Here is a 23769-nt window from a genome sequence, read left to right as displayed (position 1 = left end):
GGACAACGATCAGTGAGGTACTGCCTGGACGACCAAGCAAATTACTAAACCCGTGAAACCGAGAATCAGAGGGTTACGGCTCGAATTCCACGCAAAGTACTAAACAAACTTAAAGTAAATTCTAGAATATCGAGCTGATTTCAGTTTCCTCACAAAGTACTAAATTGGTTGTCCGGCTCAAGAGCCGGATTTTTCCAACTCTAGGTGGACCTAAAACAGGGGCACACCTACCTATCGATCTGTTTGACAAAGGTGTCCGGTTTAAATGGGGGCTACTACAGTTTCGCAAACCATTGACGCCATCTTGTCAGGAAATGCTTATGCCCATAGTACTGGACGGTATATCTAGTCTGATCCGCAGGGGTTGTACGATGGACCGAACACTTATACCTACGTGTACGGTGACCCACCGTCCTACAGGCAATGTAAACCATATCAGCCTCGGTATATACTCCACTATATGCTTAATCTTTGCATTGAAACCAGACAGAAAAATAAAAACCAAAACCAATTAGTATCGAAACACCAACAACCTTTACAACTTCCAGAAAACCAACAATTTCAGGATTTGATACAGCATAGATAAAACCAGAAATTGTTGTAAAAATAATGGGCGCGGTACGTAGCTTAGGGTTCTTTTTCCAATAAAATGCGCTACATAGAACGCCCAATAAATTCAACACTATGCATATTGCTATCACAATTTTCATATCAACGATAATACTCACTATTGAATGAGTTCGCTAAGCGTATTAGTTAGTTTTAAATCACTACAGTCATCACAACCATCATCGCTAAAATCAGAAGCTCGAACGTCTGGTATACCCCTTTTCAAGGCAAACCCGGCTGGCAAAGCTTTGGTTATATATATGTATGCATTTTGCCCTTGTGTCAAACCAGCGGGCCCTGCCTTACCCATAACCACATTTGATAATAGCGACGGTGCAACAGCCCCCACTGCGGCTGATACCAAAACATGCGTTAAATTTATACACCGAAGCGATCGACCTATATCCCCGTCAGTCAAATAAAGGTTTGTTGAAAGCTGCAAAAAAAAGTTGAACGCGCTACCACCAACTGCACCAGCCAAACCGAATTCACCGGTTGGGTCTGTATAGGACAGTGGATTACCGTACACGTAGGTATAAGTGTTCGGTCCATCGTACAACCCCTGCGGATCAGACTGGGTATACCGTCCGGTACTGGGGTCATAATATCGATGCCAATTATAGTGAAACCCTGTTTCGTAGTCATAGTATTGGCCAGGCAGACGTATATTGCTAATAACATCATTGGTCGTAACAACAGCCCGTCCAAAGGCGTCCCGTTCAGCCTGCCAAATAGTCGTGCCATTATCACTAACGACTTCCAAAGGTGCCCCTAGCTGATCATTTATGTAAAAGCCAAACTCACCTCCCTGCTCAATAAATAATGGATTTGATCCCCAAACCGCATTAGGGGCGTATCCGTACCGGGTATCGATGGCGTTGGCGTCATTAATTTCGGCCACAAGGCCGTCCAGAGAATATACATAGCTGGTTGTCATGCCAGCCACAGTCTTACTAATTCGCCGTCCAAAAGCATCGTATTGATAGTTCGCGACTAGCGCACCGTCTTTCCAGACACCAACCAGGCGGTTTTCTGGATTCCATTGATACGTCCAGATTGAGCCCCCTGTATCCTTTTCGACGAGGTTCCCATTGGCATCATAGCGATAAATATTACTGCCATGACTAATCAACTGATTCAATGAATTGTAGGTCCAAACGGAATCAATGTGCGACTGGATGCGATTGCCAACCTGATCGTATGCATACGATTCTGAGTTAGCTCCCTCACGTGTGACCTGTGTTAGCCTCGATGCTTCCTCATAATCGTACGTTTCTGTTCCGCTGGTTGAAGTTTTCGAGAGAATGTTACCTAGCGGATCGAAACTAAACGCCAACTCCTCGAATATCTCATTGTTACCTAGTGGATCAAGACTAAAGACCAGATCCCCGAGTGTCTTGTAGCGACGTGACGTTACTGCGGATGTTAGCCTGGATCGATCATCGTATTGGAAAGACGTATCGATTGCGGCATCGGGGCGAGTCAATAATGTATGCCTGCCAGCGCTATCATAGCTGTAGCCAAACGAATAGCCATTCGTGATAACTGATGCCAGCATGCCATTTTCATTGTAATCATAATTCATCAGGGGCGCGCCGCTGAGGTCCATACTTGTTCGGTGCCCAGCAGGGTCATACGCATAAGTAATCGTCCGTCCGCTGTTTTGACTGGTTTCCGAAACAAGTCGTCCGGCATCATCATAGATATAGGTTAACGTTTCCGCCCCGTTGGCAACGGATGTTAAACGGCCTACCGCATCATAGGTGTAGCTGACCGATGGCGAGCCATCGGAATAGGTTTTACCGAGCAAACGCCCATTAGCATCGAATGAGTACGCGGTGGTCACTCCCTTGTGATCTGTCTTGGTAGACAGCCGCCCCGCAGCATCATAGGTGAAGGTTCCGCCGGCTGGATGAGAGGCTGCTGTCAGGCGCCCGATAGAGTCATAACCATAAGTTGTCAGGCGCCCCTCTCCGTCGGTTACTGACGTCAGTTTGGACATTACGTCATAACCATAGGCGACTGTTTCGCCGGCAGGATTTGTGACACTGGTAAGGCGGTAACCCGGATCAAAAGTGTAGCTTGTGATCTGACCGAGTTCGTCGGTAACACTTGTTAGCCGCCCAGCAGCATCATAGGCCAGCGAAACGGAATTTCCATCTGGGTGTGTGATGGAAACGAGCCGGCCGACTGAGTCATAACTATAGCTGGATGTATTACCGAGTGGGTCGCTAACACTCAAAATGCGCCCATAGCTATCATGAGACAGAGTGGTAGTCTCCCCTAGCGGGGTCGTCAACGTGCTCAGATTGCCTTGAGCATCGTAACCGAATTCGGTCACATTGCCGTTTGGATCCGTGCTTGTCAGGATTCTTCCATAACTATCATAGGCGTGTTGATAGCCATTCCCCAGGGGATCTACCAAACTGAGCAAGTTACCGTTCCCATCGTAGGTGTACGTATAGGTGTTACCCAAGGCGTCGGTTTTGCTGATCACCTGCCCCAACGAGTTATAGCCAAACTGCGTCGTATTGCCTTGTGGATCAGTTTCACTTATTTTGTTTCCGGAGGCGTCGTAACTATAGGAAATCGTATTTCCCAGACCATCCGTCTCAGTCTTGACCTGGCCAAACTCGTTGTAGGTCCAACTTTTCGTTTCGGAGCTACCACAACAGCTTCCCTCCACGCTTGTGACTAAACTCCTACCCGGCTTGTCCGGGAAATGATAGGTTGTAGTATTGTTGAGCGCGTCTGTGACCAGCGTTTCAGAGGAGCTTACATAGTTTAATGTGACTTTCTCAATGTCATTATGACGTGAAGAGGTGATCGCCCGCCCCTGATCATCGTAAATGTGAGATTCCAGGGTATTTCCTAACATGTCTTTAACCGAAGCTATTTGAAAATAATTGGGCCCACCGCTGCTAAAAGTGAAATCATATCCAGATCCGTCTATATACCGTATTCCTGATAGTCTTTGCAGTGTTTTGTAGTGATAGTCTATGACGATCCCCTGATCATCTGATATTGACGTTACAAAGCTGCTGGTATCAGATGAATAGTCTAATGTCAGAGTCTTCCCGAATGATTGGTTGATACTTGCAGGACGATCAAATTCATCGTAACCAATAACTACCTGCTGATTATTAAGATCGGTTATTGTTGTTAGTCTGCCAGCAACGTCGAACTCTTTGGTGACACCGCCCAAAAGGTAAAGAATATACCTACCATCCTCTGTTTTCGTGATCTCCTTGAACTCCCCTGGGCGCTCATCTGGGATATAACCGCTTTCGGTATCATCGCGATAGAAGTAAACAGTCCCTCCATCAGCCAGGTTCAGTCGAACTGCAAGATCACCAAGTCCGCTTATCGATTCGTCTATAATGGTTGTCCAGCCTCTCCCGAACCGCCCCATTTTACTGGATAGACTGTTATATGTGCGCACAAATTTTGGCAGCAAGTGCGCCTTTGGCCAGGTAAAATCTTCCTGCTGCAAATACATGTTCCCGTTGGTGACATCGATTGGCTCGCCTACGGCTTGGTTACATTCTTTTGGACCAAGATCATCGTCAAGCTCTTCGACAACTTTCAAGGTTATATAGATAGGTTCCTGCCAATCCGGTGATGCCTCTGAGCAGGCGCCAACATGGCTTATTGTCCAAAGATCAAACTTCCATATTCCCGGTGAATATAAAGTCTCGTAGACAGGCCCGGTGTTGTTATCAAGATTCGTATCCAAGACATTGTAAAATGCTGTTGTGCCTGATTCATCCATGCCAAAAACTTGTCCGGCATGATACCGCCCGTTCAACGAATCACTAGAGACATTCATCGCATGAAACTGCTTAGCCACCGTGAGATTGTAGGATGATATTAATCCACACTCCGTCGCACTAATCGCACCATAGCAATCACATGAGCCAAAGCTCTCCGCACGACCGTCAATTTTAATCTTTGTGCCAGCCTCCACGGTCATGCCATCAGTGAGTGCCTCTCCTGTATCTACGCGGGTGATAGAAGCCTCCCAATCCCTGTGTGTCGGGTTGTGTCGCAAGCAGAGACAGGTGATGGGGTTGCCAACAATGCCCCCCCAAATAGAAGAAACAGCAGTGGTGTGGAAAGACGAATCAAAGCATTCATGAACATAACCTCCCTGTCATTCCGCCCTTGGTCAAGTACTAAAAACTGACCATAGGTGGATCTGCACACTGTGAACTGTCAGCGCCTAACGTCGTTCATAAGGGAAATGATTAGCAGAGGTCTGGACATTTAACAAATTGATAGCTGAAAAAAGCAATTTTTGAGGATGACATTCTTCTAGGTAGGAAAGTGCTGTTCTCACCCGTAATCGGCCCAGCTAGTGAGCATGATAAAGGTGTACCATGACCCTGACCCCGTATTTGGAAAAATCCGGTTCCCGAGCAGGACGACGAATTTAGTACTTTGTGTGGAAACTGAAATCAGCTCGCTATTCTAGAATTTACTTTAAGTTTGTTTAGCACTTTGTGTGGAAGTCGTGCCGTAACCTGCTGATTTCTGGCCTCAGGGATTTAGTACTTTCTGTGGTCGTCCACTGCCTGGCCGACCACAGAAAGTACTCCTGCTTTTTCGGCCGGGTGGTCAACATGGGACTCAGCATTGAAATGATCGGACGCTCCGCACTGGTATTCCCCATTGCTTATGCCGTCGCGATGCCCTTCATATTGATAGTTGCCCCAAAACTTCAGAAGCGTATCGATCTGGCCTTGGCGGACTGAAAAAAGCCGGATCAGAGACCCGGCAAAGCGGACACAACTCCAAGTTAGTTGGCAGTTCCTGAGCAAGAACCCGCCCTGTTTTTAAGCGGCCTCCGACGTCCTCGAGGACCATTCAGCTTGACCCGACATCACTTCCCCACCCTTGTCTCGCAGTAGGAAATGGGCTAACGCCGGCAATAGTGTGAGCGCCCCAATCATGTTCCAGAGGAACATGAACGTCAGCAGGATGCCCATATCGGCCTGGAACTTGATGGGCGACAGAATCCAGGTCGCAACGCCAATCGCCAGGGTCAGACCGGTGAAGGACACGGCTTTGCCCGTTGTCTTGAGAGCTTCCTGATACGCCTGACGGAACGGATGCCCTAGTGCAAGATAGGAGTTGAGACGAGTGTATATATAGATCCCGTAATCAACCCCGATGCCAACGCCCAGCGCAATCACCGGCAGCGTGGCCACCTTGATTCCGATCCCCAGTACGGCCATCAGCGCCTGACAGAGCAGCGACGTCAACGCCAGCGGCACCAGAATACAGATCACCGCCTTTATGGAACGGAACGTCAGCAAGACCATCAAGGCAACAATCCCGTAGACATAGGCCAGAATTTCAAACTGGGCACGTTCGATGACTTCGTTCGTGGCCGCCTCGTAAGCGGCATTTCCGGCGCCCAGCTGGAACCAGATATCAGAGTCATTGTGAGCGGCCGCGAAATCCCGAACCACTCCGACAACCCGTTGCAGGGTTTCCTGACTGTGATCGGTCAGTTCCAGCTTCAGCTTCTGGTGATCGCAATTGGCGCTTCCACCGGTGAACGAGAACCCGGACACGGCAATGGCGCGACTCAGAACCCGCTCATCCCGAGGCAACGCCATCATCTTCAGGTTGCCTTCATTGCCGAGGTAACGATTCATCTTGGCGCGGGTTGCCGGCGAGTTCATCGATTTAACCCCTTCGGTATTGGCGAGCTGCCATCCCAGGCGATCAATCAGCTCGATGGCCTTGTAGGTCTCGCATTGCCCCTCGGGCATGCCGGCGAACACCGTCATCAAATCCGTACTGGTGCTGAAGTGGCTGGTGATGTAGTTGGTGTCCAGGTTATAGCGGGAGTCGGCACGCAATTCGGGTGCGCCCTTGTCCAAATCGCCAATCTTCAAACCCTGGCTGAACCAGATACCCCCACCGGCCAGAACCAGAGCAGCAACAACAGCGACACGCGCCAACTTTGGCTCGGCAAAGTGTGCAAGACCATCCCAAAGCGCTGACTTTTTCTGCAGTTTGTATTGGGCATGATCGACACAACGCTGGGACACGCCAACGTAGGACATCAACACCGGCAGCAGAACCAGGTTGGTAAAGATCACCAGAGCCACACCAATGCTGGCCGCCATTGCCAGATCCTTGATGGCGCCGATATCGATCATAAACAGGGTCGCAAAGCCGATGCCGTCACTGATCAGCGCTACCAGCCCCGCCTTGTGCAGATGGTGAAAAGTCACCCGGGCAGCGTCGAACCGGTCCTCGCCCTTGGCCGTCTCATGGGCGATGGCATTGATCACCTGCACGCCGTGACTGACCGCGATGGCAAACACCAGGAACGGCACGAGAACTGAGAATACCCCCAGCCCATACCCCAGCAGATTGATCATGCCTAACTGCCAGACCACGGCTACCACAGAACAGACCAGCGGGATCAGGGTGGACTTGTAGCAGCGCGAATAGTTGAACAGCAACGCCGCTGTAATCAGGAATGCAATCAGGAAGAACAACGCCACCTGGCCGAAACCGTCCACCAGATCGGCCACTTTTTTCACATCGCCGATCACATGGAGGCTGATGTTGTCGTCCTGGTGTTTCTGGCGTACCTGTTCCAGTCGATCCGAGAGCGCATTGAAATCCAGCGGCTGCTGCGTGGCCGGATTGATCGGCAGCACCTTAAAGTCGATCATGCTGGCCTTGAAGTCGTTGGACACATAGCTTCCCACCAACCCCGCGCGGAAGACATTGGTGCGGATAATGTCCATCGCCTCGGCCGTGTCATCGAACGAGGCCATATCGATCACCGGGCCACTGTCGTAGCCCAGAGGCGTGATCGCAAACCAGAGCATACCTGGCGACCAGAGGGAATTGACGCTGCTGGTGTCCACGCCTTCGAGCAGTGACAGGTCGTCACTGATCTGCCGCAGCTTGACCAGGTAGTCGTAATCGAAAACAGTGCCCTGCTCCCGTGCGACCGCCACTCGAATGATACTGCTGTCGCCAACGCTCTCGGTTCCGAGAAACTCCCTGGCGTTAGTCACAAACTCATGGCTGCCCGGGATCAGTCTCTCCAGTCGGGTGTCGGGTTGCACCAGACTCGCCTGCCACGCCAGATAGACCGTGGCCACCAGGCTGAGGAGTAATATGGGTAGGCGGAAAGTAAAAACCGCCCTTGTCAGCGCTGAAAACTTCAGCCCCTGGTTGGGATTACTCATTCTTGTTCTCCTCCGTTCACCGGTCTGGCAGCTGTGTCATGGCCTGGATACCACCCAGCCCAACCATCACGTAACTGTCCGGTGACTGCTGAACCACACTGCTTAAAGGCAGGCCATTCTCGCGCTGGTATTTCTTCACCGAAGCCAGGTCCGCTGAGACATGCAACATCACGCCTTCAGTACCAACAACAAGTGCCGATCCGTCAGCCAACCAGGTACCACCGGCCAGCCCCATCTCGGTGCGGGTCTCCAGCTCACGCCAGTTCTCGCCGCCGTCCTTGCTGGTAAATAGCTTGCCGCCAACCCCGGAGAGGATCAGCCAATCGCTGCCGTCAGGGGCACGTTTGGCCAGGATGCCGTGGAACGATCCATTGTGGTCGGTCTGCAACGGTTCGAAGCTGTCGCCCCCATCAAGGGAACGGAACAGCAGGCCGACTTCGGAGGCAATGTACAGCGTGTCGGCATCGGTGGCGGCAATGGCAAAGAAATGCCATTCATCGGGGTTGTTGGCATGATCAGACCAGTCTTGCCAGGTCTCGCCGCCGTCCTCGGTGCGATAGAGCTTATCGAAGACGCCGACGGCATATCCTTCATTGGCGTTCTTGAAGTACACATCCGACAGTGGACCCTGGATTTCGGCATTGCGGGCGTCGAACTGTTTCTGCCAGCTCAGCCCGCCATTGTCGGTATGCACGATTGCCGCGTCTTCGCCGACGGCCCAGCCCTGCTTATCGTCGACAAAAAACACGGCATTCAGTTGAGTACGTACCGCAACCTCGGACTGCTGCCAGTCCTTTCCATGGTTATCTGAGAAGAGGATATGTCCACGCTCCCCTACCGCTACCAGGCGGTCATCCACCTGCGTAATGTCCAGAAGCAGGGATTGAGGTGCAGAAGGCATTATTTGCGCAGGCGTATCCAGGGGGTCCTGGTATTCCGCCCTCGCACTTTCAACACTCACTACAGCGGCCAGCCCTGCGGCAAATAGCCTGCTCATGGAACGGCAGCCTGTGCTGCGGCGATTGGCGTTGGTTAGTCTTTTCATAAAGTCCCCTAGCTATAAGGCAAGACTCCATCCCAAAGTAGTGATGGAGTCTCAACCCAATCGGTTCTTACCGGCCCCGACGACGCAAGGCAGATGCGGAGTAATACGCCGACTGCGGCGCCTCCTCATCGAAGGTCGGCGCTCGCTCTTCACCGGTTGCACCACCGATGGCGTAGTAACCACCGACCTTCAGGTCGTAGTGAACGTTGATGCCACCCGCAGTGACCGGCACCTCAGGTGCGGTGACCGGGAAGTTGAAAGCCACACGCCACAGGTTGCCGTTACCGTCATACTTGTCGGTCGCCAGAATGCTCCAGGTATCCTCGTCGATGTAGAAAACACGCTTGGCGTAGATATGACGGGCATCAGGCTTAACGGTGGCCTCAACTACCCAGACACGGTGCAGTTCGTAACGTGTCAGCTCCGGGTTGATCACAGGCGTGCGATAGACATCCTCCACGGAGTGCTTGATGGAGTTGAGGTGGTTGTTGTTGTACGGCACGTACATTTCCCGCTTACCCACCAGTTTCCAGTCGTAGCGCTCAGGCGAGCCGGAGAACATGTCGTAGTCGTCAATCACGTTCATCGGCCGGTCCGGCGTATCAAAGGCCAGATTGGGTGCACGTCGAGCACGGCGCTCCCCGGGATCGTAAGTCCAGGCCTTACGGGGATTTTCCTTGGCATCGATGTATTCAAGCGCAACGTACCCTTCCCCGGCATCCCGGGCCGGAGCGTGCACAGTGGCGGCGTAACGGAATAAGGCACCTTCCTCCCGGGTTTCGTCGGTAATGCTCGGGTCGTAATAGGTATAGTGGACCTTATTGCTGAACCACCATTCAAACTTCTGGTCGTTGTTGTAAACAATGGTCGCGATTGCTGATGGAACGTTGAGGTAGGTCCCCAGGAAACGTAGGTTATGGTTCCAGATGGCCTCGTTTCCGTTTTTCGGGATCGGGAACGGTATGGCTCCCCAAACGCCAGAGACGCCGTTACCATCATCCACCAGCTTGGCGGTGGTGGCTTGCTCAGCAATGCTGTCATAAACCCGCTGCGGCCAGGCGGCGGTGCGGTGGGTCTCATAGACCGGCATGCTGAACTCGGGATAACGCTCCAACAACGCAATGGAGCCGTCGGTTAGCCGATCCGCGTACTGATCCACATTGGCGGCAGTGATTGTGAAAAGAGGCACTTCGTCGGCGAACGGGTCCGGGCGGTCGTCGCCCCGCTCCCATCCGGCCGGCACCTCTGTACGACCGCCGGTCCATTCCGGGATGGTGCCCTCGGCATTCCCTGCACGCTCGGCGCCAACCGGCGTCAGATCCTCTTGCAGGCGCTTTACCTCTGCAGAACTGATGGCCGCAGAAACGTTGGCGGTATAAAGGCTTAACGTAGCAACCGCCGTAAACAGGACTTTTCTATTCAACATTGTTTGGATCCCCCTTTGCTCAGGCTCAGAACTTGTAGTTGACAGACAGGTTGACGTTATCCTGCGTCTCGTAGTTGGAGTTGTCCTGGTTCAACCAGTTGTACCCCAACGTGGTTTCCAGGGAGTTGCCGACATTGGCCGTCAGGGAAACCGTTCCAAGCGTTCGGTCTTCGGCGAAGTTGCCCCAGAAATGGGAGTTACCGTGAAGATCCCTTTGCAGGAACAGGCCCAGGGTAAGATTGGTTCCCGGATAAACCGCATACCATGTTCCGCTCCATTCGGCCGCGACGCCGTATGCCAGATCATCCGGCGCTACCACTTCCCCGTGGACGGAGTTGTGGGCCTGAAGGTTGTCCAGGTCGCCGTCAATATAGTCGGCGCCAAGCTGAACAAGCAGCTGTTGCGCGTCGATACCCAGCGGTAACGCGCCACCCAACCAGATGCCATGCACCGAGGCGTTGACGGTGTCATGCTCTTCAATGTTGCGGCCTTTGGCATCAAACGTTGCCAGGTTGGTGAACAGCGGCCGGTCTGGGCGGTAGGCCACTTCACCATTGATTGACCAGGTGCCAACCGTGGTGGCCATGCTGAGACCGAACATGTCCAGATCCTCGGGCCAGACCTGCTGGAGTCCTGTTGCCGAACCCAGGTCGTCCGAACTGCCCGGTGCGGTCAGCTTTATGAACGGGAGGGTTTCGTGGTACCGGGAGTAATAGACCCCCAGTTCCGTGTCATCGGTAACAAAAACACGGCTGGACACGCCCCACTGGCCGCTGTCATCAGGCGTGCTGTCCCGGTCCCGTATCGGCACACCCAGCAGCGGATCAACCTCCGTGCCCCCACGGAAAAAGAAGTCGTCGCTGTAGAAGGTGCCGCGGGGCCCGAATTCGGCTCTTTCCCAATCGGTTTGCACATAGGCCGCGACCGACGCGCTGTAGCCGATACCCATCTGGGCATAGACACTGTTCACCCCGATATAGGCTTCCTTCAGCTCCGACCCCGGAGTAACCAGCTTGTTGAAGTTCAGAGGTACCTGAGTTGAAATCCCATCCAGAAAATACAGCCCCTCACCCCAGTTGATCACCTGCTTACCCACTCGCAGATCAAGGGGGTTCCCGGCGATGTCGAAAGAGCCGTAGGCGTAGGCATCCAGAACATCGTAGAAACTGCCGGCATTATCTTCCGCGGCGTCCGTCCAGGGTGCTGAGTTACCCATAAAATCAACCGATTCGTCGTGCATGATCTCGGTGTCATATTGGTAGGTAACAGAGCCCGCAAAGCCATAGTTTCGCCAATCCAGCCCCAGTTCCGCAGTTGCCTTGAAGACGTTGGAAATCAGGTCGCCCGCCTCCGGCACCCGGGCATCGGAAAGATAGTTGGGAGTGGTACCCGTGCCCAGCAGGTTATTAGCCGGGTTCAATGCAGAGGGTTTCGCATCCTCGGCACGCACTGAGGCCGCATACCCCAGAGTGATATCCAGCTTGCCGGACACCTCACTGTCACTACCGAAGTCAAATTGCATGGCCTGCACTTGGCCAACGCTGGCCAGGCCGATACTTCCGGACAGCATCGCAACTGCCAGGGGAAGCCGTTTTAATCGGAGACTCTTTCTCATTACATGGACCTCTCGTCATTTCTTGTTGTGCGTATCCCTAAATCAAAGATGCGTCCCTGCTTTTCCATAGGTACATTTACGTAACATCTGTTAGGACTTTATCAAGGAGGTCACTTAATGACAACAGATGTTATTATTATTTTATGACGTGAGGGTGAATTTTTAATAACTCATGTTTTCCTAAATCAGGCCACCTGCTAAGATGGGGCGAAACGATGGAAACGACATTTGACTATGGAACTGCCACCAGCCTATGACTCATTCAGATTCTCCCTCCTCCGCGACCAATGGTCGTCCCATTGCATCCAGCAAAGCCAAACCGACAAGCCGACGGGGACGACCAGTCGGAGACCGCGAAGCCAAGCGTGCTGAATTGTTGGCCGCTGCCATAGCTGTGACCGCACAGGAAGGCTACGCCGGAGCGTCGATGCGCAAGGTGGCGAAACGTGCCGGGTGTACGACAGGCGCAGTCACCTACTACTTCGCCAACAAGGAAGAGATGGACGCGGCTGTTGCACAAAGCCTGTTCGACAGATTCGATGGTTTGCTGGACGCTAACCGGGACCGGATCGACGTCAGGGGATTAATCCAGCAGTGGCTGGACTGGACTCAGGTTGATGAGACGGACCTTTGGCTTGCGCTCACCCAATTACTGGCCCACGCCCGGCACGAGCCCGCATTCGCAGACATCGTGCAACGGCGATACGCCAAATTCCGGCAAGCACTTACATCAGTATTGGAGAAGGGACAAAACCAGGGCGTTGTACGAAGCGATATAGCGCCCGACCTGCTCGCCGACCAACTCAGCGCCATGGGCGATGGATGGATGATGCTGATGCCGATCGAACCTGACAGATTCCATTCGGGTCGGGGCCAGGCTCTTATGGACGCCGCCATTACCCTTCTCTCGCCGCCCCGAGCCCCTGACGCTGCTACATAGCCGGTTTCACCTCGGCAGAATAAGGACTTGCACGGGGAATCGTCTTTAGTGCATCCTTTTGGATAACACCTGACATGTAGGTGAGAATTCAAATCCACTGTTATCCAATCATCTATGCCATCTCTTCTTATGAGCGACTCCGAACCAGACACTTCCTCACCAACCAGCCCTCGTCGAAGCGATGACGACCATGAATCAAAAACAACACGGCGGGGGCGCCCGGTAGGAGATCGTGAGGCAAAACGGGCGGAACTGCTGGCGGCGGCGATATCAGTGATCGCCCAGGAGGGGTATTCCGGAGCCTCCATGCGCAAAGTGGCCAAGCAAGCCGGATGCACAACAGGGGCGGTCACATACTACTTTGCAAACAAAGAAGAAATGGTGTCCGCGGTCGCACAAAGCCTGTTCGATCAGTTTGATACGATGCTGGATTCCGGCGAGGGATCAGTCGATGTCAGGGTCGTCATCCAGCAGTGGCTGGATTGGACTAGCCTTAACGAAACAGACACCTGGCTCGCCGTGTTTCAACTTCTGGCCCATGCCCGGCATGAACCAGCGTTTGCCAATGTAATACAACAACGTTACTTTCGCTTTCGCCAGGGTTTGGCGGCAATCTTGGCAAAAGGGCAGGCGCAAGGTGTCATTCGGAGTGACATTCCAGCTGACTTGCTGGCAGACCAACTAAGTGCGATCAGCGATGGCTGGATGATGATGCATCCGATTGAACCGGAAAGGTTTGAGCAGAGCCGGGCAAAAGCGCTTCTGGATGCGCTGATCACCCTGATCTCGCCACCTCCCGGATCGGCCGTGTAACCCACCCCGGGTACGATCAGTTTTCCGCTGGCGACTCAAGCATCTCCTGTATCCGGTTGGTCGCTTCGTGGGTTCGATCCGCCAACTTCTTCACCTCGTCAGCCACCACCGAGAATCCCCTGCCCGCAGATCCAGCTCTTGCAGCCTCAATAGCCGCATTGAGGGCCAACAAATTGGTTTGGGCGGCGAGGCTGCTGATCAAATCAACCACTTCGGATATTTTGCCGTACGTATCCCGGCTGTTATCCATCAGTTTTCTGTGAGCGGCCTTCGCCGAATGCTCATCTTCGATATTTCTGACTGCACCAATGATACGAACCAGATTCCCCCGCTCATCCCGAATTGCCCGGCCGCGCTCACGGAACCAACAGTAGCCCTCGGTTTTATGTTGCATTCGGTACTCTTCAACATACTCGCCAGACCCGGAGGGCGAAAGGAGCTCACTCTCAAGCGCCGCCATGAGCCTGGGCAGATCGTCTGGGTGAGTAATCATGGCCTGGTTATCCAGGCCATCCGGCAATTCTTCCCGGCTGTATCCAAGCAGATTCCGGAAGGCATCTGTAATGATCAACCTGCTGTCCGGATCATCAATTCGTCCATTACTGACAATGAAGTCCCACACTCCTTCTGTGAGCGCCGACTGGATCAGTCCCCATACATGCTGCTCCGCCCTGAGCGCTCCGACTTCCCGCTCATGGGCATCCACCGCTAACCATGCCGTGTGTATTTGCTCTTCTAGTTCCTTGATACGCGCATCCCGGTCGGAAAGCTCGTCGGCATGCCGGCGCTCCAAAACGCTGATGCGGGCGGCCAGAGTATCCACTTCCGAACAGAGCATCGACTCTGAGCGACGCGCCTCTTCGACAAATAGACGAATGGACGAGCCTACCGCCGGATGCCGCCGTAATCCCGGGAAATGGCCGCTGTCTGCTTCTTCGCCATTCCTTTTGAGCTGTTCGATAAAGCCGACGATGTCGTTAGCCAGCTTTCTCGACGAATGCTTCATTAACATCGGCTCCCCCGCTGGAAATCGTTGCACGTTTCAGGGCATAGAAAGCGTAATACAGTACTACCACCAGGTAGGACCAGGTTGTTAACGCAAGGATCAGGAAAATGATCTGCTGCTCATCGCCCGGTATTTTGAAAAAGTCGTAAATAGTGGCAATAGCCTGCCCACACAACATAGCAATAACGACATGCACTGCATGACGGTACTCCCCTACCTGAATCAGCCTGTACCCGAAATAAACGAGGTAAATCGAGAATGAGCTCCACATGACCAGGTAGAAATAAGGCAATGGTTTGGCAAACACATCGATCGACAGAAGTGCAGCCGTTCCCACGAAAGCGCCAACAAAAAACAGGATATCGACGGTCTTGGAAGGCTTGTAGTTGTGCGTCACCGCCATCAGGCCGGCGGTGGCTATAATTGGAATGCCAGCAGCCCTTGAGAAAGCGTCCAGGAAGAACGAGATGTCATAGGCGAGTTGGGACTCGCTCATAAGATAGATAAACAGGTTTGTGGTCGATACTGTAACGACAAGATACTCTATACCGAGCAAGTAGTTGCTTCTCCTGAGGAACTTCATACCCCAGATCAATGTGGTCGCCCATAGCAAAATGGTAGCAACACACAAGATGGCAATTTTGATTTCCATAATGACTCCCGGTTGTTTGTAGGTAACGCGTGTCGGATCAGTTAGTGGCTGGAGAAAGGCCTGCCAGGTAGCTGGCAATGGCCTTGCGCTCATCCGATGAAAGGCTCCTAACCATACTGTTCATTACGCCGGTGGCATCCTTACGCTCACCGCTGGCAAACGCATCGAGTTGTTTCAGGAGATAGTCATACCCCTGGCCAGCCAGGAGCGGGAACTCGCCCTGACCGGTCAGGTTGGTTCCGTGGCAGCCAGCGCAACCACCCGACTCAACCAACCGTTTGCCCTGCTCCTGAAGCTGCGGATCCGCATCGAAGAACTGGTTTTCTTTGGCGACCTGCCTGGAAAAGAACTCCGCATAGAGCTGGATCTCCTCCTCACTCATGGTCATGGCGAGCGGGGCCATATTCGGGTTGTCCCGCTGACCGCTGGCAAAATTGCGAAGCTGGGTCGCGAGGTACGATTCTGGTTGTCCCGCCAGACTGGGATAGCCCTGGTGCAGCGAATTCCCGTTACGGCCATGGCAGCTTTCACAGGCATCCGTCAGGTGGGGCCATTCGCCTTTATTGGCCTCGTAGGCTTCCTGCGACTCCGTGAGATAGGTCTGGAGCCGGATGAGATCCACCAGTTCGGGCCCGAAGAACACGAGTGCCAGCGCTAGGACCGCCGGAATACCGATAAGGATTTTTTTCTTCATGTATGCCTCCTCAACCGCAGGGCATTCAGTGCCTCAAGGGCGCTTTGGTGACCGGAGCGGACCGCTCCATCCATATAACCGGCCCAGATATCGGCGGTCTCGGTACCGGACCAGATAAGATTGCCGCTGGGAGGGTTAAGAGCTTCGCCATGGGTGGTCCAGAATCCCGGCGGAATTGCGGAAATACAGGTGATGGTCCAGGGGTCCACCTGCCCCCAGTCCTGATCGTGGTACGCCACGGGGCGCAAGGCTTCGTCGCCCCATGCCTGGGCATAGATTTCCGCCAGGGCGTGTTTCGCCTGGTTGTGATCGGACGGCAAATTGGCGTTGGATACGAAGGCGTTGATAACCCCCACTTCGCCACTGGCCGGCGAGTTGTCATAGGCCCAGATGATGGGACCGTTGACCTGAAAGATATGGCCGTTAAGCCCCTGCTCGCGCCAGAACGGGCGGGAATAGACCATGGCGGTCTTTCGCGCAGGGGAATGGGCGGGCCACGCGCGTTGAAGCGCTGCTCTTTTCTCGGGGAGAGCTGGGCTGAACTCGATCTGCTGACACAACGGCGGACTCAGCGCCATGATCACCTGCCGGGCGCGAATGGTTCCCTGATCCGTGTGCAGGGTGACCACATCGCCATCCCAGTCGGAAATTCTCCGAACAGGACAGGACAGGCGCAGCTTATCCCCCAGCTCTTCTGCCATCTTGATGCTGAGGAGTTGGGCGCCCCCCACGAACCGGGTGCCCTGGGCGCTGTCCTTGATCGAGTCCAGCTTGAAGTAGTCACTCGTTGCAGAGTTAATCATGGAGAGAAAGTGCAGGAACCCCATCTTTGCAGGCATTGCGCCGCCGGTGAGGGCTATACTGCCGTCCCAGCTCACTCGATCCTCCACTTTGATGTCCTGCCTGGCCAGCCAATCACCCACTGAAAGCTTGTCCAGCTCTTCCGCCCTTGGGGATTTCCAGGGTGCTCCTGAAGGCACATCCCGCGAGAGCTTGCTCAGTTTCTCGGCTATCGCATGATCGGTACCAAAAGTCCCCTCCAGATCGATCGCCAGTTGCCCTTCACCACCCAGAATGACGGTCTTGCCTTCGTAATAGGACGGAAAGGTTTCAACCTCCAGTTCGCGAGCGAGATCCGCCACGGCCGTCTGGCTCGGGCCGATCCACTGCCCACCCACGTCCGATACTTCACCGTTGCCCACGTCGTAGTTGAGCGTTCGTCCGCCCACCCGGTCCCGGGCTTCCAGGACCACGAAGGATTCGCAGCCTGCGCGCTGAAGATCCCGCGCCGACGTCAGTCCTGACAGACCGCCACCAATGATGGCGACGTCCAATACGCCGTCGGAAGAATCAGGGGCAAGGGTTGCGCCCGCCCTGGCTAGCCCGGCGCTTAAACCGAACCCTCCCGCGGCAGCCGATGCGCCGGCAAACTTGAGCAATTGCCGGCGTTGCGCGTTGATCGAAATGTCAGAGGAAACTTTCTTAGCCATATTAGCGTGCCTCAGTGTCGTGCCTCGTTTGCAGAGTCAAACCAGAGATTAGCAAGCCCTCCAATTTAACGCAACACACGTTATTTTTATTTTAAAATAAGGAATCAGTATCCGACTTTGCCGATCCGCCGCGTTAAGCCCTTACCTCTGATCGCTTGCTCTTTGCTCAATAACGATTGTTATGTATATTAACATAACATCCGTAATTATAATTTGGATGGATAACGCGACAAGGGTGGATTATGAAATCAGATAACGATAAACAGCCGCATAGAGCCCGTCGGCGCTTTCTGGTCCGGGCCTTGGGTGGAGGCGCCCTCGCGGGCGGGCTTGCTCTGGCAGGAAGAGCAACGGCAACGACTGCCCGCTTGGGTGAGGACCTTTTGAGAACGGCCGAAACGGATGTAGTGGACGTGGCAATCATCGGAGCAGGCCTGGCCGGCCTGACATCGGCAAGGGATCTACAGCGAGCCGGCTGCGAATCCTTTGTGGTTCTGGAAGCCCGGGACCGGGTGGGCGGCCGTACCTACAACCATGAATTGGGAAACGGAATTGTTTCTGAAGCCGGTGGCCAGTGGATCGGTCCCGGACAGACAGCCATTGCGGACCTGGCTCGCCAGCTGGAAGTGGACACCTTCGACCAGTACTACCAGGGCAAAACCGTCTATCTGGCAGGTGATGGCCGATACGCAGAGGAGTCTAGCAACGGCGGTGCCAGCGTCAGCCACCACATCGCCAGTAAGCTGAACAACATGGCGCGCTCGGTACCGGGTGACGCGCCCTGGACCGCTCCAAATGCCACCAAGCTGGACAGCATGACGGTTGGAGAGTGGTTGCAACAACAAGGCGTGAGCAAAGAAGACAAGATCGGATTCAACATGTCCACCACCCTCACTTTCGGCTCTTCACCCGCCAGCCTCAGCCTCCTGCACTTTCTCTCGATCATCAACACTTCCGACTGCAGCATAGAGCAGCTCGAAGGGATCAAGGATGGCGCCCAAGAGACGCGGTTTGTCGGGGGATCACAGGTTCTCTGCACCAGAATGGCGGAAGACCTGGGTGACAAACTCAAACTGTCCTGCCCGGTGCGGAAAATCATCGGCTGGGACCAGGATATTGTGGAGGTGCATACCGCTCAGGGCGTTATCCGGGCCCGTCAGGTCATCACTGCACTCAACCCGGCCCTTTGCAACCAGTTCACCTACAGTCCCGCCCTCCCCTCGGGCCGTGCACAACTACAGGCAAATTGGCCGGCCCATGCGCCGATGCGAAAAACCGTCCACGTCTATCCTCGCCCGTTCTGGCGAGACAAGGGCCTGAATGGTCAAATCGCTCAGCTCGACGGGCCGGTGATCTGGTCCTATGACAACTCTCCGCCCGATGGGTCCGTCGGTGTCATCAACGCCTTTATCAAACCGGGGCAACTAACCCATGACGCCAAACAGGCGGAAAGCGTGCTGACGGATATCTATGCCCGGGCCCTGGGCGAGGAGGCCCGGCACCCAACCCAGTTCCACGACCATGATTGGGGCAAGGTCGACTCCTGGAGCCTTACCTGCATCCATCCGATTCCACCAGGCTTCTGGACCCAATGGGGCAGGTTCTTGCGTCCATCGACCGGTCGGTTGATCTGGTCCGGCACGGAAACGGCCGACATCTGGCCAGGTGCCATGGACGGGGCGGTCCGCTCCGGTCACCGGGCTGCGTTCCAGGCTTTACAGGCACTCACACAAGTCGGGAGGAACACCTGATGAAGCGAGTCATCAAGATTGCCGCCACCCTGGCCGTAGCCGGCGGCGTGGCCCTGGGCGCGGTGGTGGGTCCGGAGCTGTGGGCGGGGTACCACTTTTTAAAGGTAGTCGACCAGCAAACCACCGAATACGAATCCAATGGCGGCGAATGGCCGCAACTACAGGATACCTGCGCCCTGTGCCATGGCCAGAACGGGCAATCCGGAAACGCTATGTACCCGTCCCTGGCGGGGCTATCGGCTTCGTACATCGAGAACCAGCTGAATGCCTATGCGAACGGTCGCCGACACAGTCCCCAGATGCAACCACTGGCCAGGAGCCTGACCGACAACCAGATCGAGATGCTGGCGGCGTACTTCGAGCGTCAGGCACCGGTCACTGTCGAGTCCCCCGGCGCCAATGCCTTCCTGGGGGAACGGGGACAGAACATCGTGGACAACAGCGGGTGCACAACCTGTCATGGCGATCAGCTCAATGGCTCTTCAAGCGGCCCGCGCTTGGCGGGCCAGGGTGAAATCTATCTGGTCGATCAGCTGACAGCGTTTAAGCGCGGCACCCGCAAGGATCCTACCCAGGTGATGAATGGCATGGCGGCCGCATTGTCGGAGGAAGACATTCTTGCCACGGCCCACTATCTGTCGAACCTGTCCCCAACAAGTCGCAATACCCAATAAACCACTGATGGAGAAAAATATGAATGCCAATCAAGAAAAAATGGAGCGCTTTACAGCCTGGGTCGCCATAGCCGGTGGGATCTTCGCCTACCTGAACGTTGTCCTGGCGGGAATCGTCACCCAAGGCGACTTCACGTTGACCCTGGATGGCGCGAGGATGCTGGGCTTACCGCCGGAAATGCGCGAACTCTTCCGCTTGTCCATGTTTGTCGACCTGCTGGGTTTCTATTTTCCGGTTTTGGTCATCGGCGGCTATCTTTGGCACCGCTTTCGGGATGAAGCGGGAGCCTTCGGTGATATGGCGGCGCTTGCCATTCTCCTGTATGTCGTCGTGGGCGTGAGCGGTGCTGCCATCCTGCAAACCGCACTGCACACCTTGGGAACTTTGCACGACGGTGCTGACGAAGCAGGCAAAGCGGTTGCGGAGTCGATTTGGGCAACCGTCGCCTACTTCAGTCAGAGGGGGCTGTGGTGGTGTGAAGGTCCGGTCGTGTTGTTCTGGGGAATTATCGTAGGCAGACAGCTGAAACAAGCTGGTTGGGGGGCGTCCGTCCTCGTTCCGCTGAAGATCGTCGGCTGGTGTTTCGGACTGTTCTTCGTGTTCGGCTTTTTCCCGGCTCTTGGCAATCTCACCAACGGAATGCTGATTATTGTCGTGTTGCTATTCCCGTTGTGGATGATCCTGTTCGGCCTGAAGTTGCTGCGTCGTCCGGAACTCAGGATGGGAGCTTCGGGGATTAGCCTCTCAAGCCGCTAACCCCGTTCCCTCAGAACATTCAGGTGCCGGCGGAGGAGTCCTCAGCCTCCGCCCGGTAGATCAAGGCGTAAAGCACTGGCAGCACTACCATGGTCAGGACTGTGGCAAACAACAGCCCGCCAATGATGGTGATCGCCATAGAGACGAAGAAGGCATCGAACACCAACGGAATCATGCCCAACGCCGTGGTGAGTGCAGCCATGGCCACCGGCCGCAGGCGACTGACTCCGGAATCCACAATGGCCGCATTCAATGGCTTACCTTCGCCGCTTTCCAGGTTAATCTCTTCAACAAGCACAATGGCATTCTTGATCAGCATACCCATCAGGCTGAGGAACCCCAGCAGGGCCATGAAACCGAAGGGCTGCCCTGTGATCAAGAGACCCGCCGTAACCCCAACCACCGCCAGGGGTACACACAGCCAGATGACGAGCGTCTGGCGCAATGAGTTAAACATCAGGATGGTGATCAGAATCATTGCGAAGATGAACACAGGGATCGTTGCCGCAAGGCCCGCTTCAGCTTTGCGGGAATCTTCGTACTCACCGCCCCATTCCAGCGTGTAGCCAGGAGGAAGAGACAGGGCCTCAACCTGGGGGCGCAGTCTGGCAAAGAGCTCGCTTGCACTACCCTCGCTGGGATCAGCGAACACGGTGATGGTGCGCTTGCGATCGCGGCGGTGAATCATTTCATCCTCGAAGACAGTTTCGAACGATCGCACGACCTGACGCAATGGAATCATCTTCTGCGCGGCCGGGCTCCAGATCTGGAGGTTTGACAGGCTGTCGATATCGTTACGTGCGACCTGGTCGGCGCGGACGATGATGGGAAGAAGCAAGTCCCCTTCCCGGTAAACACCGGCATTCACGCCCTGAAAACCTTCCTGCATCGCCTCCGCCACCATCGCTCGGGTGATGCCGTTCAGGTTAGCCTGTTCCTGGGCAAGGTTGGCTCGTACTAGTTTTACCCGTTGCCGCCAATCGGTGCGAACGCCCTTGGTGTCAGCATCTCTCCGATAGATCTCTTCCACTTCACCGGCCAGCCTCCGCAATTCGTTCGCGTCGGGGCCACTCAGCCGTGCCTGGACCTTGCCAATGGTTCCCGTGCCCAGCTCGAATGGATTGGCGTAGACGAGCGCATCCGGAAATCGGTCGGCAAGCTCGGTTTCGATTTCCGGTATCAGCTCGTCAATAATCCGGTAATCGTCCACATTGACCAGGAACTGCGCGTAGGCGCTGTTTGGCTGCTGCGGCTGGTAGGTCAGCAGGAATCGTGGCGCCCCCTCCCCAACCGTCGTGGTCACATGTGTGACGCCCTCCGTTTCCAGCAGCATCTGTTCGACCTGCTTCGCATCAACGCTCGTCGCATCGATGTGCGCCCCCTGAGGCAGCCAGTAATCCACCATGAACTGGGGACGCGTCGAACTCGGGAAAAAACTCTGCTCAACAAAGGAGAATCCCCACACCGCGACGGCAAACACGCCGACCACCGTTGCCGAACTCAAATAACGGTGGCGGATACAGGTACGCAGGAAATCCCTGTAGCGCCGGTAAAATCCGCCGCCATAGGGGTCAGAATTCGACTGGTTGTCTTTGGGGGGCTTCAGGAACATAACGCACAGCAGGGGCGTCACCGTAACCGCGGTTAGCCAACTCAACAGAAGCGACACCATCACCACCTGGAACAGCGAACGGCAATATTCCCCGGTAGCGTCGTTCGAGGTGCCGATTGCAGCAAACGCCAGTATCGCGATCAGAGTGGCCGCCAACAGCGGCCAGGCAGACTGCCTGACCACCTCCGAGGCCGCCTGCTCGGCGGTTTTCCCCTTCTGCATACGAATGAGCACGCCATCGACCACCACAATGGCGTTATCCACCAGCATGCCGAGCGCAATAATCAGGGCACCGAGGGAGATACGTTCCAACGCCACCCCCATCGGATCGAGAAACAGAAAGGATCCGGCAATCGTCAATACCAGCACAAAGCCGATCAACAGGCCGCTGCGCAAGCCCATGAAGAGCAGCAACACTACAATCACAATGGCAACCGCCTGCAACAGGCTGGTGACAAACCCGGAGATCGCCTCGGTCACCGCTTCCGATTGCAGGGAAACAACACCCAGCTCCATGCCCACCGGGCGCTGGCCTTCCAGCTCCGCCAGTCGGGCCTGCACGGCTTCACCCATCGTCACGACGTTGCCACCCGAGACGGTGGAAATACCCAGGCCAATACCGGGTCGACCGTCAAATCGTATCTTGGCATCCTGGGGCTCAACGTAGCCGCGTCGAACGTTGGCAATATCACGCAGATACAGTTGCCGGCCCTCGCCGCCGTGGATCAGCAATGACTCGAAATCCGATACCGAGTCGAGACCGCCGGATGGGGTCAGGGTGACGAATTCCGACCCGACACGCGCGCGGCCGGCATCTGCCGCTATCCCCTTCTGGCGCAGCTCCTCGATGATTGCGGTCGGTGAAATGCCCAACTGAGACATGCGGTCCCGGTTGAACTCGACGAAGATGGCCTCCTGCCGTTCACCGAAGGTGGAAATCTTGCCAACGTCCTGCACCAGCAGGAGTTCTCGCTGCAGTGAATCCACGTACTCCTTGAGTTCGGCATAACTGTAGCCATCACCGGTAACGACCATGAACACGCTGTAGACATCGCCATAGTCATCGAGAACGATGGATGGGCCGGCGCCCGGTGGCAAGTCCCGCTGGACATCGTTTATTTTCTGCCGCAGCTTGTTCCAGACTTGGGGTAAGGTTTCCTTATCGTAGCTCTCCTTGATGGTCACCGTCAGCGTCGACAGCCCCCGCTCGGACTTTGACTTGACGCGCTCCAGTTCCCCGAGTTGCTGCACGACTTTTTCCAGCCGTTCACTGACTTCCTGTTCCACTTCCGTTGCTGACGCACCGCTGTATGGTGTTATGACCAGGGCGTCCTTGATCGTGAATTCCGGGTCTTCAAGGCGGCTCATCCCGCTGTAGGTCAACAGGCCCGCACCGAGCATCACGACCGTGAGCACCAGGGTAACAACCCGCTTGCGGATGGCGATGGAGGCAATATCCATG

Annotated in this window: 17 protein-coding genes; 6 read left to right on the top strand and 11 right to left on the bottom strand. The window is 54.9% G+C overall.

The window, feature by feature from the left end; all coding sequences use genetic code 11:
* Positions 1-464 precede the first annotated feature (464 nt).
* A complete protein-coding gene (locus tag ACJO5Y_RS01830) occupies positions 465-728 on the bottom strand; it encodes a hypothetical protein (RefSeq protein ID WP_406984637.1) in 264 nt (87 codons plus the stop codon).
* Entirely contained in the window at positions 728-4582 is a 3855-nt protein-coding gene (locus ACJO5Y_RS01825) for an RHS repeat-associated core domain-containing protein (protein ID WP_406984635.1), read from the bottom strand. The genes ACJO5Y_RS01830 and ACJO5Y_RS01825 overlap by 1 nt, the downstream gene beginning before the upstream one ends.
* A gap of 649 nt (positions 4583-5231) precedes the next feature.
* Between ACJO5Y_RS01825 and ACJO5Y_RS01820 the strand changes: the two genes are divergently transcribed.
* Positions 5232-5363, top strand: coding sequence for a hypothetical protein (locus ACJO5Y_RS01820; RefSeq protein WP_406984634.1), 132 nt, complete (start codon positions 5232-5234; stop codon positions 5361-5363).
* A gap of 81 nt (positions 5364-5444) precedes the next feature.
* Here the strand turns inward: ACJO5Y_RS01820 and ACJO5Y_RS01815 are convergent, their stop codons facing one another.
* From ACJO5Y_RS01815 to ACJO5Y_RS01800, 4 genes are all read right to left on the bottom strand, one after another.
* Positions 5445-7832, bottom strand: coding sequence for an efflux RND transporter permease subunit (locus ACJO5Y_RS01815; RefSeq protein ID WP_406984632.1), 2388 nt, complete (start codon positions 7830-7832; stop codon positions 5445-5447).
* A gap of 16 nt (positions 7833-7848) precedes the next feature.
* Complete coding sequence (locus ACJO5Y_RS01810; protein ID WP_406984631.1) at positions 7849-8877, bottom strand: WD40/YVTN/BNR-like repeat-containing protein; 1029 nt, start codon at positions 8875-8877, stop codon at positions 7849-7851.
* Between the two features lie 67 nt (positions 8878-8944).
* A complete protein-coding gene (locus tag ACJO5Y_RS01805; protein WP_406984629.1) occupies positions 8945-10303 on the bottom strand; it encodes a DUF1329 domain-containing protein in 1359 nt (452 codons plus the stop codon).
* A 25-nt stretch (positions 10304-10328) separates the two neighbouring features.
* Entirely contained in the window at positions 10329-11918 is a 1590-nt protein-coding gene (locus tag ACJO5Y_RS01800) for a DUF1302 domain-containing protein (protein ID WP_406984628.1), read from the bottom strand.
* A 253-nt stretch (positions 11919-12171) separates the two neighbouring features.
* Between ACJO5Y_RS01800 and ACJO5Y_RS01795 the strand changes: the two genes are divergently transcribed.
* Complete coding sequence (locus tag ACJO5Y_RS01795) at positions 12172-12858, top strand: TetR/AcrR family transcriptional regulator (RefSeq protein ID WP_406984626.1); 687 nt, start codon at positions 12172-12174, stop codon at positions 12856-12858.
* A gap of 252 nt (positions 12859-13110) precedes the next feature.
* A complete protein-coding gene (locus ACJO5Y_RS01790) occupies positions 13111-13671 on the top strand; it encodes a TetR/AcrR family transcriptional regulator (RefSeq protein WP_406984726.1) in 561 nt (186 codons plus the stop codon).
* Between the two features lie 16 nt (positions 13672-13687).
* Here the strand turns inward: ACJO5Y_RS01790 and ACJO5Y_RS01785 are convergent, their stop codons facing one another.
* The 4 genes from ACJO5Y_RS01785 to ACJO5Y_RS01770 are packed head-to-tail and all read right to left on the bottom strand — an operon-like array spanning position 13688 to position 17513.
* Positions 13688-14677 carry a methyl-accepting chemotaxis protein gene (locus ACJO5Y_RS01785; protein WP_406984625.1) on the bottom strand — a complete coding sequence of 330 codons (990 nt, stop codon included), beginning with the start codon at positions 14675-14677 and terminating at the stop codon, positions 13688-13690.
* Positions 14649-15329 carry a hypothetical protein gene (locus ACJO5Y_RS01780; RefSeq protein WP_406984624.1) on the bottom strand — a complete coding sequence of 227 codons (681 nt, stop codon included), beginning with the start codon at positions 15327-15329 and terminating at the stop codon, positions 14649-14651. Before ACJO5Y_RS01780 ends, ACJO5Y_RS01785 begins: the two co-directional genes overlap by 29 nt.
* Positions 15330-15366: 37 nt before the next feature.
* Entirely contained in the window at positions 15367-16023 is a 657-nt protein-coding gene (locus ACJO5Y_RS01775) for a c-type cytochrome (protein WP_406984623.1), read from the bottom strand.
* A complete protein-coding gene (locus ACJO5Y_RS01770) occupies positions 16020-17513 on the bottom strand; it encodes a flavin monoamine oxidase family protein (RefSeq protein ID WP_406984622.1) in 1494 nt (497 codons plus the stop codon). Before ACJO5Y_RS01770 ends, ACJO5Y_RS01775 begins: the two co-directional genes overlap by 4 nt.
* Before the next feature lie 242 nt (positions 17514-17755).
* Here ACJO5Y_RS01770 and ACJO5Y_RS01765 point away from each other — a divergent pair, with 242 nt between their 5' ends.
* Genes ACJO5Y_RS01765 through ACJO5Y_RS01755 form a run of 3 tightly spaced genes read left to right on the top strand, consistent with a single transcriptional unit; the run spans position 17756 to position 20695 of the window.
* Positions 17756-19264: a flavin monoamine oxidase family protein gene (locus ACJO5Y_RS01765; protein ID WP_406984621.1), complete on the top strand. Its 1509-nt coding sequence runs from the start codon at positions 17756-17758 to the stop codon at positions 19262-19264.
* A complete protein-coding gene (locus ACJO5Y_RS01760; RefSeq protein ID WP_406984620.1) occupies positions 19264-19938 on the top strand; it encodes a c-type cytochrome in 675 nt (224 codons plus the stop codon). The genes ACJO5Y_RS01765 and ACJO5Y_RS01760 overlap by 1 nt, the downstream gene beginning before the upstream one ends.
* Before the next feature lie 19 nt (positions 19939-19957).
* Positions 19958-20695: a hypothetical protein gene (locus ACJO5Y_RS01755; protein ID WP_406984618.1), complete on the top strand. Its 738-nt coding sequence runs from the start codon at positions 19958-19960 to the stop codon at positions 20693-20695.
* Between the two features lie 19 nt (positions 20696-20714).
* Here ACJO5Y_RS01755 and ACJO5Y_RS01750 read toward each other — a convergent pair whose 3' ends face one another.
* Positions 20715-23768, bottom strand: coding sequence for an efflux RND transporter permease subunit (locus tag ACJO5Y_RS01750; protein WP_406984617.1), 3054 nt, complete (start codon positions 23766-23768; stop codon positions 20715-20717).
* Position 23769: the final 1 nt, after the last annotated feature.

Source organism: Marinobacter alkalisoli (assembly GCF_045449855.1).
Lineage (GTDB): Bacteria > Pseudomonadota > Gammaproteobacteria > Pseudomonadales > Oleiphilaceae > Marinobacter.
The sequence above is the reverse complement of the archived record's forward strand: the minus strand, read 5'-3'. Positions and strand labels throughout refer to the sequence as shown.